The 13402-nt window shown below is 46.8% G+C and carries 12 protein-coding genes; 7 read left to right on the forward strand and 5 right to left on the reverse strand.

The annotated features are described in order from the left end of the window. Positions 1 to 32 precede the first annotated feature (32 nt). Positions 33 to 983 (forward strand): ABC transporter substrate-binding protein, encoded by a 951-nt coding sequence (locus FCL47_RS04250; protein WP_136812238.1) that lies wholly within the window; start codon positions 33 to 35, stop codon positions 981 to 983. A 95-nt stretch (positions 984 to 1078) separates the two neighbouring features. Here the strand turns inward: FCL47_RS04250 and FCL47_RS04255 are convergent, their stop codons facing one another. From FCL47_RS04255 to FCL47_RS04275, 5 genes are all read right to left on the reverse strand, one after another. Then, positions 1079 to 2428, reverse strand: a complete 1350-nt coding sequence (locus FCL47_RS04255) for a sodium-dependent transporter (protein ID WP_136812239.1) — start codon at positions 2426 to 2428, stop codon at positions 1079 to 1081. A gap of 240 nt (positions 2429 to 2668) precedes the next feature. Continuing rightward, positions 2669 to 3733, reverse strand: coding sequence for a 23S rRNA (adenine(2503)-C(2))-methyltransferase RlmN (rlmN, locus tag FCL47_RS04260; RefSeq protein WP_136812240.1), 1065 nt, complete (start codon positions 3731 to 3733; stop codon positions 2669 to 2671). Next, positions 3730 to 4599 (reverse strand): radical SAM protein, encoded by an 870-nt coding sequence (locus FCL47_RS04265; protein WP_136812241.1) that lies wholly within the window; start codon positions 4597 to 4599, stop codon positions 3730 to 3732. Before FCL47_RS04265 ends, rlmN begins: the two co-directional genes overlap by 4 nt. Positions 4600 to 4621: 22 nt before the next feature. Continuing rightward, the gene (serC, locus tag FCL47_RS04270; protein WP_136812242.1) at positions 4622 to 5710 is read right to left on the reverse strand and encodes a 3-phosphoserine/phosphohydroxythreonine transaminase; all 1089 of its coding nucleotides are present in this window, start codon (positions 5708 to 5710) and stop codon (positions 4622 to 4624) included. A gap of 205 nt (positions 5711 to 5915) precedes the next feature. Then, positions 5916 to 6386: a tRNA (cytidine(34)-2'-O)-methyltransferase gene (locus FCL47_RS04275; RefSeq protein ID WP_136812243.1), complete on the reverse strand. Its 471-nt coding sequence runs from the start codon at positions 6384 to 6386 to the stop codon at positions 5916 to 5918. 180 nt (positions 6387 to 6566) lie between these two features. On the opposite strand from FCL47_RS04275, the gene FCL47_RS04280 reads away from it, so the two are divergent. The 6 genes from FCL47_RS04280 to miaB all read left to right on the forward strand — a co-directional run bounded on the left by FCL47_RS04280 (position 6567) and on the right by miaB (position 13392). Beyond that, positions 6567 to 7019 carry a helix-hairpin-helix domain-containing protein gene (locus FCL47_RS04280; RefSeq protein WP_205747223.1) on the forward strand — a complete coding sequence of 151 codons (453 nt, stop codon included), beginning with the start codon at positions 6567 to 6569 and terminating at the stop codon, positions 7017 to 7019. Then, on the forward strand, positions 7016 to 7960 hold the full coding sequence (miaA, locus tag FCL47_RS04285) for a tRNA (adenosine(37)-N6)-dimethylallyltransferase MiaA (protein WP_240744133.1): 945 nt from the start codon (positions 7016 to 7018) through the stop codon (positions 7958 to 7960). Before FCL47_RS04280 ends, miaA begins: the two co-directional genes overlap by 4 nt. 12 nt (positions 7961 to 7972) lie before the next feature. Next, complete coding sequence (gene recJ, locus FCL47_RS04290; RefSeq protein ID WP_136812245.1) at positions 7973 to 9694, forward strand: single-stranded-DNA-specific exonuclease RecJ; 1722 nt, start codon at positions 7973 to 7975, stop codon at positions 9692 to 9694. A gap of 509 nt (positions 9695 to 10203) precedes the next feature. Next, complete coding sequence (purB, locus tag FCL47_RS04295) at positions 10204 to 11649, forward strand: adenylosuccinate lyase (RefSeq protein ID WP_136812246.1); 1446 nt, start codon at positions 10204 to 10206, stop codon at positions 11647 to 11649. Between the two features lie 129 nt (positions 11650 to 11778). Further along, positions 11779 to 12006: a DUF4911 domain-containing protein gene (locus FCL47_RS25560; protein WP_136812247.1), complete on the forward strand. Its 228-nt coding sequence runs from the start codon at positions 11779 to 11781 to the stop codon at positions 12004 to 12006. Positions 12007 to 12018: 12 nt separating this feature from the next. Beyond that, positions 12019 to 13392 (forward strand): tRNA (N6-isopentenyl adenosine(37)-C2)-methylthiotransferase MiaB, encoded by a 1374-nt coding sequence (gene miaB, locus FCL47_RS04305; RefSeq protein WP_136812248.1) that lies wholly within the window; start codon positions 12019 to 12021, stop codon positions 13390 to 13392. Positions 13393 to 13402: the final 10 nt, after the last annotated feature.

Genomic DNA, 13402 nt, shown 5'->3' on the forward strand with positions numbered 1-13402 from the left:
CAGGACTTACCCTCGAACTTATTTCCATATACGTGACAAAAGAGTTAAACTGCGTAGAGCAGACATTAAAATCGCCAGATGTTCCTTTTGTTAACGGACGGGCTTGCCTTAAACAGATCTTCAGGCTCTTTCTCTATGCGGTAATCCCATTGAAAACTGGCATATTGCGTATTTTCAAATTAACAGACAGCATGAAATATTTTATTGTTTTTTGTTTTATACTGGTACTGGCAACGCCTTGTCATGCTGAAACCATTACAATTGTGGCAGATGAATGGCCACCTTTCAATGGAAAGGCGAACAGCCAGTTTGAAGGCTATATGGTAGATATCGCCCGAATCATCTTTGAGGCCAGGGGAATCGAGGTGAAGTATATAACAATGCCATGGAAACGGGCCATTGCCGGAACTGAGCAGGGGATCTATACCGCTGCAATCGGTGCATCAAAGACTGATGCCGTAGGCTTTGTTTTTCCTGAAGAAGAAATGGCTCGCAACAAATTAGCTTTTTATGTGAAAAAAGGAAATAGCTGGAAATTTAACGGTGTTGAATCGATTCAACAGATTACCCTGGGGGTCATTGCCGGCTATGATTATCGGCGGTGGCTCAACGATTACATAAAAGAAAACAGCAATAATGCCGATAAAGTCCAGATTCTCACTGGAGATGTTCCGTTACAGAGAAGTCTGCAGCGACTCGTGTTAAATAGAATTGATGTTATTGTTGATACCGAGGCCGCCATTCTTTGGGAGGCGAAACGTTTAGGCTTTGCCGATGACATTGAATGTGCCGGTTATGGCAATGAACCCTCATTTTGTTATATTGCCTTTTCACCAAAGACAACCAACTCTCCAGTCTATGCAAAAATACTATCCGATGGCATAGCCCAATTGAGGGCGGATGGGAAATTGCAGCATATTTTAGAGAAATATGGATTGACCGACTGGAGACAACCGCAAGCGACAGCGGCAGAAAGCCGCTGAACGAAGACGGAAAAGCCCCCAAAAAAGGCACTGACCTTAGCGCAATGCGACAAAGCATAGTGCCTTTTTTAGATGAGTCCTGCAAAGCGCGGTACTTACAGCTTGAGCAAACCAATTTTGGTCAGAAAGACGACAAAAACGGCGATTGGTGCGATATAACGGATGGTAAAGTACCAGATGTTAAAAATAGCAAGGAAGCCTGTGCCATCTTCGGTGATCTCTGCTTTACAGATTTTTTTATCCAGAATATGGCCGGTGTAGATGGCGATCAGCAAGCCGCCGATGGGCAGCATAAAGTTGCTTGCTACGTAATCGAGAGAATCGAGTATTTCCATTCCCTTGAGCAGTTTGACATTGCTCAGGGTAGAGTAGGAAAGTGCTGACGGAATCCCGGCTACGTAAACCGCAACAGTCATGCAGATGGTTGCTTTCTTCCTGTCATATTTCTTCTCATCGATCATATAGGCGGTAAGTACCTCCAGCAGGGAAACTGCAGAAGAAAGTGCGGCAAACGCCAGCAACAGAAAGAACAATGTGGAAAGAACAGCTCCCAATGGAACGGTGGCGAATACCTGTGGCAGGGTCTTGAAGATCAAACCCGGTCCGCTGCTGGGTTCCATGCCCACAGAGAAGACGATCGGGAAGATCGCAATACCTGCAATAATAGCAACCAGAGTGTCGAGAAAGGCGATACGGATGGAGACCGGGTAAATGGCTTCCTTCTTATCCATATAGCTGGCGTACGTAATCATGGCTCCCATGGCGAGACTGAGGGTGAAAAAAGAGTGACCTATGGCTTCCAGTATCCCGTTAATGGTCAGCTTGGAGAAATCAGGGTACAGCATGAACTTCAGACCTTCTGCCGCACCGCTGGTGGTCATGGCATAGGCGGCCATCAGGACCAGGATGGCAAACAGGGCAGGCATCAAAACCTTGTTCCAACGTTCTATACCTTCTTTAATCCCGCTGATAACGACAAGCAGGCACAGAGCCATGAAGGCCGTCAGGCATATAATCTGCCGGACCGGATCGGTAACAAGCGCTCCGAACATGCCGGCAATGACCTCAGGGTCCTGACTGGAAAAGGAATCTGCGATCGACTTTACCAGATAGTCAAGCGTCCAGCCGGCAACAACACCATAGTAGGATAAAATGATGAATGCTGCGGCCAGGTTCAGCCAGCCGATGGTTTTCCAGAATGTTGATTTTGGGGTCAGCTCTCTGAAGGAACCGACAACATCTTTTTGGGAATGGCGACCGATAAGAAATTCGGCCATCAAAATTGGCAGGCCACAGCTCAAGATGGCGATGAGGTACACCAGCACAAAGGCCCCGCCGCCGTTCATTCCCGTAATGAAGGGGAATTTCCAGATATTACCAAGCCCTACGGCTGAACCGACAGCCGCCAGGATAAAACCAAACCGGCTACTCCAATGGTTACGCATAATACAATCTCCTCTTTTGTTCATTGAAAACGAAAGGGGACCAATGTAGAGCATAAGCGAAGCATGTCAACGATTTTCTAGCTTAAAAGAGGAGATCTCTTCCGTTGCTGCAGAGCAGGCTGGTGTCTGGTGAATATTGCCGAGGCGTTTCGCCCATCAGTCTAAGAGAGGGGGGATCACCTGAGAATGGTAAAAAGGACCGATCGGCAAAGAAAAAGAGAAAGCGATGTCACCTTCAGGTCAATGTTCACCTGTTGCAAGCTGACCACAGGCAGCGGAGATATCCGTGCCACGGCTGTTTCTGATAAAGACCGTGTAATGGGCATTGATGAGAATGTTTTGAAATCTGACCAGCCTCTCTCTCGTTGGGCTTTTAAAGGGAAGTGCCGGAGATTCGTTATAGGGGAGCAGGTTTATTTTGCAGGGGATTCCTTTGAGTTTCCGGGCTAATTCGTAGGCGTCTTTGTCCGCATCATTGATGCCTTGAAGGATAATATACTCAAACATGATTCGTTTTCTTTTCGGCATGGGAAAATCACGGCAGGCAGCGAGCAGTTCTTCCACCGGGTAACGGTTATTGACGGGCATGAGCTGGCTTCGCACTGCATCGTTTACGGCGTGCAGCGAGATAGCTAGATTGACTGGAGATCTTTCCCCGAACTCTCTGATTTTGGGAACTATTCCACATGTGGAAACGGTTATTTTTCTGGCGGAGACATCCAGACCCTTTTGTTCCATGAGAATGGACAGGGAGGCCAGCACATTTTCGAGATTGTTGAGTGGTTCCCCCATGCCCATATACACCACATTGGTCACCCGGTCGGGGCCTATCAGGCTCTCTTTCGGCTGGACGAGCAGATAATCGCGGACACTGCAAACCTGATTGACGATTTCTGCAGGCGTCAGATTCCTGATAAACCCCATGGTTCCCGTGAGGCAGAACGTGCACCCCATGGCGCAACCTACCTGGGAGGAAATGCAGAGCGTGTTTCTGTCCGGTTCAGGGATGAGAACCGACTCAATTATATGGCCATCATCGAGTCGAAAGCCAAATTTAACGCAACCATCGCTGGCCTTTTCAATAATCGGATCTGAAAATCTTGAAATACAGGCGTTGTCCTCCAGTAATTTCTGAAACACCTTCGCCAGATCAGTCATCTGTGTAAATTCAGTGATTCCAGGTCGATATAGCCATCCCATTATCTGCTTGCCACGAAAAGTCGATTGGCCAAGGCTCTCAGCATATTTAATTAAACCTTCCTGAGTGAGGTTCTTCAGGTCTGTTTTGGTGGCGACAGGATTCATAGCGCCCTCCTGTAGTCAGGGACGAGAGGGGTGGAGCCATGCAAAGCCGTTGCGATGGATGCAAGAAATGCATCTTTATCTCGTGGCAATCGCCCCGAAAGCGGCAGATAACTCGATGCATGATTGGCGTGGAATTGGCATCTGACATTCTGCAAGTGTGAAATAAGCAATTGGAGTTCCTGTAAAATTTCGAAAGGGGAGGGCAGGGTAAAGGTTCCTGCTGCCACCTCTCTGCCAAGTTTGGTGTTTTCAAGCGGCATCAGAGTGAGGACGGCTATCTGATGCGGTGCCATTTTATTTAATACTTCAGCGGTATCGATTGCATGCTGCGCGGATAATGCGGTGCCGCCAAGGCCGAGAAGGGTGGTGACCGACAGAAAAAGTCCGGCTGCCGTTATCTTTCGGCCCGCTGCCGTCATGGATTCTCCGGTTTCACCTTTTCTGACCGAGTGTAAAACTGCATCGCAGCCACTTTCCAATCCCATGTATACCCGGTCAAGACCCATCGATTTTAATGTTGCCAGCTGTTCGGCACTTTTATTTCGCACAGCCCGCGCATTGCCATACAGGGATATCCTGGTAATCCACGGAAGTTGTTGGCGAATTTTATCAAAAAGCGCGATGAGTTTTTTCTGTGACAATATCAGTACGTCACCGTCGGCCAGGAAAATCCGTTTTTGCCCGCGACAATATTTTTGCGCGAACCGGAGGTCCGCATTGATCGTCTCTGGTGCCTTCAGTTGAAAAGGCGTGTCTTTATAGACCCCGCAGAAGGTGCATTTATTATAGGAGCATCCGACCGTCACCTGGAGGATGATTGAGTTTGCCTCGCTGGGCGGTCGGATGATATTGCCTGAGTAATTCATCGATACTTCATTGGTAATCGTCTCAGGCCACCGGGTTTTTCGCCGCAAAATCCTTCATAAATTCAACCAGCTTGACAACACCTTCCACGGGAAAGGCATTGTAGATGGAGGCGCGGCAGCCGCCGATTGACCGATGTCCCTTCAGGCCGTTGAGACCGATTGCCGCAGCTCCGGCAATAAATTTTGCCTCAAGCTCCGGGGTGGCAAGATTGAAGGTGACGTTCATCAGGGAGCGGGAATCTTTTTCGGCATGGCCACGGTAATAGTCGCTGCTGTCAATTGCCCCATAAAGAAGAGCCGCTTTCTCCCGGTTTATTTTTTCCATTGCCGCAACGCCGCCCATTTTTTTCAACCACTTTAACACCTCACCGACAACATATACAGCAAAGCAGGGCGGGGTATTAAACATCGAGCCTTTATCTGCATGTGTTTTGTAGCTGAGCATGGTTGGGGTGTTGGCCGGTGTCCTGTCGAGGAGGTCATCGCGAATGATAACGATGGTTACCCCTGCAGGACCGAGGTTTTTCTGGGCACCGGCAAAAATAAGACCGAACCTGGACACATCGACCGGCCGCGACAGGATATCCGAGCTCATATCACTGATGAGCATTTTGTCTGTTTGCGGCACTTCGGCAAACTCGGTGCCGTAAATGGTATTATTGGAGACGTAATAAAGATACTCGGAATCATCCGCAACTGTATATTCACCCTGTTTGGGCACTCTATTAAAATTTGCTTTTTCACTGGAATAGGCGACTTCGACCTCGCCAAACAATTGAGCTTCTTTAATAGCTTTCTTGGCCCAGGTGCCGGTATTGAGATAGGTCGCTTTTTTGCCCTTGCCCAATAAATTCATGGGAACCATGAAAAACTGGCTTGAAGCACCGCCCTGTAAGAATAACACCTTGTAATTGTCCGGGATCTGCATCAGGTCGCGCAGATTTTTTTCGGCCTCTTCTGCCACGGCCATAAATTCTTTGGAACGGTGACTGATTTCAATAAGGCCAATTCCGGTTTCCTTGAAATTAACGACATCCCGGCCTGCTTTTTCGAGAACTTCATACGGAAGGGTTGCAGGTCCGGGACTAAAATTAAATACACGATCAGCCATTGCTCATTTCTCCTGTGGTTGGTTTTAAAGTTAGACGATATCGCGAAAATCTATTGTATAATGCATTACAGTCAGCAAACGCATATGAGAGCCTTTTTCGCAAAAGAATGGCATAGAAATATTATACTCGGTACGTTATATGAAACTGGCAGCTTAAATTTATCATCAGGGCACTAGTACCGCCTTACTCTACCGCTTGCCATTGTTATTGTTCTGCACATTGGCGGATGGCTTCATATAAGACTATCCCGGCAGTCATGGCAAGGTTCAAACTCCGGATATTCGGGTTTGGCATCGGCAAGGTGTAGCATCTGTCCTGATACAAGTGCAGTATGTCTTCGGGTAAGCCTTTTGTCTCCTTACCAAAAATCATAAAACAACCCGGTTTGAACTGCGCAGAGCTGTACACTGTAGTCACTTTGGTGGTAAAGAAAAAGAGATCGAGTTCATTTTGGGCCGCCAGAAACGTCTCGAAACTCTCCCAATGTTGAATGTTGACATGCTGCCAGTAATCGAGCCCGGCCCGTTTAAGATGTTTGTCGTCGGTTGAAAAACCAAGGGGATGCACCAGGTGCAGCACTGTATTGGTAGCGCCGCACAGCCTGGCTATCGAACCGGTGTTCGGGGGAATTTCAGGTTCCACCAGCACTATATTAAAAGGGAGAGATGTCTGCATGTCTGAAAGTGAACTGAGTGATTAAAAGAATAACGTTTATACTCATTGCGCTGCATGAAAACAACGAAAAACAAGCAGAAAATTCGTGGATAGACCATAATATTTGCATTTTGCGCATAACCGCATACATTCCTTATCTTGCTGCGGTTAAAAGCGTCGGCGCAGGACAGGGGATTCACGGTGAATGATTCAGACATCAGCGTATCACGTGACGGCCGGTTAATGGTCATACTTTTGTTCCTGTTTGGCCTGTTGTTGTGTGACCTTGTGGCAGGTACCACTTTTTTCTCTTTGAGAGAAAATAACGAGGGTGCCTCCTGTCAACAATTGCACTTCGTCGAGCCGGATCATCTTGTTGTGGATAATTGTTTGGAAACAGGAAAAGAACATGAAGATAAGATCTCCGCACGATTCAGCCCATTTTTATTTGCTGCTGTGCCAATTAACAGTGCCGACAAAGACATGCTGATGACGGTCGATGGCATCGGCCCGGCTCTGGCCGAAGACATTATTGCCTATCGGCGTCAATTCGGCCAATTTTCCCGCAGCAGTGACCTGCTTAATATTCCGGGAATAGGTCCCAAACGCGCAGACAGGTTTGCCAGCGCATTTATATTTGCCGAGGAACCGTGACATCCGAACGAATTGAACAGCCGTGTCTGGTACTGGTTGGGCCAACGGCTATCGGTAAAACCGATCTTTCGCTGACTGTTGCCCGTCGCTATGGGTGCGAAATTGTCAGTGTCGACTCCATGCAGGTGTACCGGTATATGGACATTGGCACGGCAAAAGCTTCTTGTGACGAGCGGGCAGAGGTCCCGCACCATTTGATTGATATTGTCGATCCGGATGAACCGTATGATTCGGCCAGATTTGCCGAAGATGGATTGCAGGCGATACGAAGAATTCACTCCCGTGGCAAAGTACCGTTACTGACCGGAGGAACCGGACTCTATCTCAAAGCTCTGCTCGAAGGCATTTTTCCCGGTGTTCCTGTGGATGAAGAAGTAAGGCAGATGCTGCGGGTGAGATTGGTGGCTGAAGGTGCACTGAAACTACATGAAGAATTATCTTTATGTGACCGAGTTAGCGCAACAAGAATCCACATGAACGATACCCAGCGCCTGTTGCGGGCATTAGAAGTTTTTTATGTTACCGGCATTCCCTGGTCGGAGCATATACGTCGTCATAAAAAAGAGACCGAAGGTCTGCTTCTTGCCAATACCCTGCAAGTGGGGTTAACCACAGATCGCGCCGAACTCTACCAGAGAATTAACAGTCGATGCGATATGATGCTCGAAGCTGGACTGGAAGAAGAAGTGCGAAAGTTGTTGGCCATGGGCTATGACCGAACGCTTAACGCTCTTGGTTCAATAGGATATCGTCATATGATCAATTATATAGACGGACAGTGGACCTTGGAAGAGACCGTCCGTCTTCTTGCCAGAGACACCAGGAGGTACGCTAAAAGGCAGTACACATGGTTTTCTAACATGCCGGATTTGCAGTGGTTTGATGTCAATGAACAACAGAATGTTCTGCATGCTGTCGATGCCTGGTTCGCCAAATTATGACAACAACGATAAATGAACAGTAAAATTCCGAACTCCAGCACTGATAGTCTATCGACAGTCCCGCCAGTTTTTATCGAATACCTCAAAACAAGAGGGATAACAGGGGGCGAAGCGGCGCATAGATTTCTCTACCCGTCTCTGGCCGATCTTCCGAAACCGGACCAAATGCTCAATCTTTCAGCGGCTGCGCGACTGGCTGTTGACTATATGATTGCCGGAAAACAAATTATCATCTGGGGCGATTACGATGTGGATGGTACCACGGGAACGGCCCTTCTGGTGAATTTCTTCAAAGAACTTGGAACGGCGGTTCGGTGGCATATTCCCGATCGGATGCATGAAGGGTACGGATTAAATGCTGAGTGGTTCACGAACAGGGGGAATATCAGTCTGGCGGAGGAGTTTCTACTCATCACTGTAGACTGTGGCATATCGAACGCTCAGCAAGTTGAGATTATTGCAAAACTGGGTGGGAAAATCATCATCACTGATCATCACAGCATGCCGGAGCAAAATGTTCCGGATTGTCTGGTGCTTAATCCGTCGCAGCCCTCATGCGGGTTTAATGGTCAGCACCTTGCCGGGGTCGGGGTGGCCTTTTATCTGGCTGCCGGAATCAGAGCCGAGCTCGCAAAGAGGCCTACCACAAAAAAAATAGCAGATAGTGCTGGTCGACTCAACCTGAAAAAGTATCTCGCTTTTGTTGCGCTTGGGACCATTGCGGATGTTGTGAACCTTACGCCAACCAATAGAATTTTAGTCAGAGCAGGCCTGGAAGCGCTCGCCGATCCACAATTTACAGGTCTTAATGAACTGCTGACTTCCTGTGAAATTACAGGGGGATATGTAACTTCTGAAGATATTGGCTACCTTATTGGTCCGAAAATAAATGCAGCCGGCAGGCTGGGGGAGAGTACAGTCGTCGTGGAACTTCTTACCGAAGCTGATCGCAAAAGAGCCAAGCATTTGGCCCAGGTGTTGACAGATCTCAATGAGCAGAGAAAAAGAATAAGCAGCGAGAATCTAGAAACAGCTTTAAGTATAACCAGCGCCGGTCAGATAGAACAGGATAAATGCGTGATAGTAAAAGGGGACTTACATCAAGGTGTTGCAGGTATTGTCGCATCAAGGCTCGTTGATATGTTCCGGGTTCCAGCTATTGTGTTTGCCCAAAAAAGACATTCTGACGGCCAGGTATCTTTTGTCGGTTCCGCAAGATCTGTTGACGGTGTCAATATTGTTGCCTTACTGGCGAAATGTTCGCAATGGATTGAACGCTTTGGTGGTCATGAAATGGCAGCCGGGTTAACCGTCAGTGCTGACAGCATGACGCAATTTTCATCACATTTTACAGTTCTGGCTGGAAAAGCAGTGAGAGAAAGGAAAATTATAATAAAAAAACAGTATGATATTAACTGTCCTTCGGAATTGATGATGGATCAGGACCATCTGCGTTGTCTCCAGTTACTCGAACCTTTTGGGCCAGGTAATCCGCAGCCGGTTTTTCAGGATGCCGCGGCCACAATACTCGATTCGCGGGCTGTTGGCCGGAATTCCGAACACTTACAGGTAACGATTCGCGGCAAATTTGCAAATCTTAAGGGAATAGGCTTTCGACTCGGTGAAGTCCTGGAGGACGTCCAGCGGCAACCTAGAAGGAAGATGATCTATACACCGACCATGAACAGGTTTCGCGGCAACGTGAGTTGGCAGGTACGCGTCATCGACATTTAAACCCATTCAGAATTGAAAAAAGACAATTAAAATACATTTTGCAGTCAATTAAGCTACTGACAAAAGGCTTACGGTTAAGTGCCAAAACCTCAGATTCTTCCTTAGGTTTTATGTCGAGTGTATCCGACCGTTGGCTGTTCGCTTCAATCTATAATCCTGGAAGTATTCTCTGAAGTTTTGCCGTAAGGCAGCAGGGTTAAAAATAAATGCCTGTTGCGATAGAATAAGGCAGAAAAATTCATATAATAGGGTTGTATCAATCTGTTATTTCTAGCTATTAATTTAACTATACATAATATACATTATGCGACATTAATTATATTTGAGGAACTAGTCGATTTTCTGACCAGAAAGGAATGTATCTTTGGTTTGTTTATTAAGGCAAAAATGCTATAGATATGCCTGATCGGAGCTAATTTTTAAAATCTGCGAAGTTCTTTATCTAACCTTCTTTTTTCACACAATTAATTTTAATCGTCTGTTATTCAAAAAGTCATACGGAGAGTTCTATGTCCCGCGAAATATATCAGGAGCCCCTTGTCAGCCGTTACACCAGTCTTGAAATTCAAAAGCTTTTTTCAGAAAAGACTAAATTCACCACCTGGCGTAAATGCTGGCTTGCCCTCGCCGAGGCAGAATTTGAACTTGGGCTGACTGATATAATCAGTGAGGAAATGTTACAGGAGATGCGGGCAAATATCTCCAACATCGATTTCGATCTGGCTGCCCGGAAAGAAAAAGAAATACGTCACGATGTCATGGCGCATGTTTATGAGTTCGGCTGCAAATGCCCCAAAGCCGCCGGCATTATCCATCTCGGGGCGACGTCCCAGTTTGTTGTATGCAATACGGATCTGATTATCCAGAGAGCGGCTATGCATTTCCTCCGCTCATCTGTGTTGCAGGTTATTGCGAATCTTGCTGCGTTTTGTCAGCAATATAAAGCACTGCCGACACTTGGGTTCACGCACTACCAGCCGGCTCAACCGACAACTGTCGGCAAGCGCAACACCTTGTATCTTCAGGATCTTATTATGGATCTTGAATACATAGACATGTATCTTCAGCAAATTAAGGCCCGGGGCGCCAAGGGTACCGTGGGGACGCAGGCCACCTTTCTGGAGTTGTTTAAAGGCGATCACGAAAAAGTGCGCCAACTCGACAGGCTGGTTGCGCAAAAACTTGGATTCAGTGAGGTATTTGCGGTCACAGGGCAAACATATACGCGAAAGCTGGATATGAAACTGGCAGAAACACTGGCCGGCATTGGTGCGACCTCGCATAAATTCGCGGTTGATCTCCGTCTGTTGTCAAACCTCAAGGTGCAGGAAGAGCCATTCGAGAAGAATCAAACCGGCTCCTCCGCCATGGCCTATAAGCGAAATCCAATGCGCTCTGAAAGGCTGACCGGGCTCGCTCGCAAGTTAATGACGCTGCCGCAAAATTTTGCTGCCACCTATAGTAATCAGTGGTTTGAGCGAACACTCGATGACTCAGCCATCAGGAGAATGGATATTCCGCAGTGTTTCCTGCTTGCTGACGCTATATTGAAGCTCTTTATAAATATTACTTCCGATATGGTTGTATTTCCGGCGCAAATTAAAAGGCACCTCATGACAGAACTGCCTTTTATGGCCACCGAAAAAATTCTTATGGAGGCTGTTAAAAAAGGGGAAAGCCGCCAGGAAATGCATGAAATTGTCAAGGAGCATTCTCTGGCCGCCGGCAAGGTTGTCAAAGAGCTTGGCAGAGAAAACGATCTGTTTGTACGATTGGCCGAGGATGATCGAATCCCCTTCTCCCTGCCGGAACTTGAGGAAATGGTGAGTGATTATTCGCAATTTACCGGTCGTGCTCAGGAACAAACCGAAGAGTTCTTGACGGAGGTTGTCAACCCTCTCCTGCAAAGAAATGCCGCACATATGAAAAAAATTGACGCATCCTTGACAGTTTAAAGCACTACTTTAGTTGCTCTGTCAAAAAAAGAAGAAATTGAGATGTATCCTGGCCGGTATTGCTTGCATGTACTGTCAGGCCAATCACCTTGGGTTGCTTATCGTATATCTTGAGTTACAGTTAGCCTAATGAACACATTGAACGAAGTTTATTTAAGGATATCGCCGGACCGATTTCATTATTTGAAATTTATCCTCGAAGGATATGATAACCTTGCAATATTATCAAGTTATCACAGTTCTGATGGGATTGTCGTCCTCCGCTATCCGCAAGAAATGACCCACGATCTTTTTGGGCTTCTGGGCAGTCTTGCGGCATCTTTAGTACAATCAAACAGTATTCCGGTTGAGGATTAAGAGTAAAGAAGGATGGAACAAAAAACATTTTTTATAAAGACATTTGGCTGTCAGATGAACGAAAGGGATTCTGAAATAATGGCCCAATCCCTTGCCGGATATGGTTTCATTGAAGGCATGGACATGTACGCCGCCGATCTGGTTATCCTCAACACATGTTCTATTCGTGCCAAGGCCGAGCAGAAGGTCATGTCGCTGCTTGGGTATCTTCGTAAATTTAAAGAAAAAAGACCGGATATGCAAATATGCGTAGCCGGCTGTGTTGCCCAGCAGGAAGGCGCTCGCATCATTGAGAGGATGCCTCATGTCAATCTGGTTATTGGAACCCAGAATATCTATGACCTCGGTGCGCTGCTGGAAAAAAGCGTATCGCAAGGGAGTCAAGTAGTTACGGGGTTGAAGAATGACTACGATATTCCCAGATTCCTGCCGGAAATAGCTTTGCCGGAGAACTCTTTTTCGGCCACCTCCCCTGCTCTGTCTTCACGATTCAGAAAATTTGTCACCATTATGCAGGGGTGCAATAATTATTGTACCTATTGCGTTGTCCCGTACACCAGAGGTCGAGAAGTTTCACGTAAAGTTAAGGATATAGTAGACGAAGTTAAAGTTTTAGTGAACTCTGGCATCAAAGAGATTACCCTGCTTGGGCAGAATGTTAATTCATACGGGAAAACCAATCAGGTGGATCCGAGTAACGCAAAGTATGCTTTTGCTGATTTACTCAAGGATGTTTCTGAAATTAGCGGACTCGCGCGTTTGCGATTTACCACCTCAAACCCGAAAGATTTAACTGATGAACTTATGCGATGTTTCCGGGACATTAAAAATCTTTGCGCGCAATTTCATTTGCCGGTTCAGGCTGGCTCTGATCGTACATTGCAGCGGATGAATCGTAAATATACCGTTGCTCAGTACTTGGAGAAAGTTGATAAACTACATGAGTATTGCCCTGAAATTGCCCTTACTACCGACGTTATTGTTGGTTTTCCTGGGGAGACTGATGAGGATTTTGCCGAAACCATGAACCTGCTGGAAACTGTACGATTCCACGGTTCATTTTCCTTTAAGTATTCCGATAGACCCGGGACCAGAGCCAGTCAATTTGAGGATAAAGTTGCGGAACATGTGAAATCCGAAAGGTTAGCCCTTTTTCAGAAAAGGCAGGATGAAATCAGTATCGAGAGAAACAGAGAGTATCTTGGCAAGGTAAAAAAGGTGATGATCGAAGAAAATGATACGACGGGGGCAAAGGGACGAACGGAGACGAATCATATTGTCCATTTCACCGAACCACTCTCCTCTGCTCCGGGAGATATTGTCAATGCCCGGATATTTTTTGCCGGACAACATTCACTGCAGGGGAAAATAGAGAATCAACATTAACTCTATCTGT

This window comes from Desulfopila sp. IMCC35006, assembly GCF_005116645.1.
GTDB lineage: Bacteria > Desulfobacterota > Desulfobulbia > Desulfobulbales > Desulfocapsaceae > Desulforhopalus_A.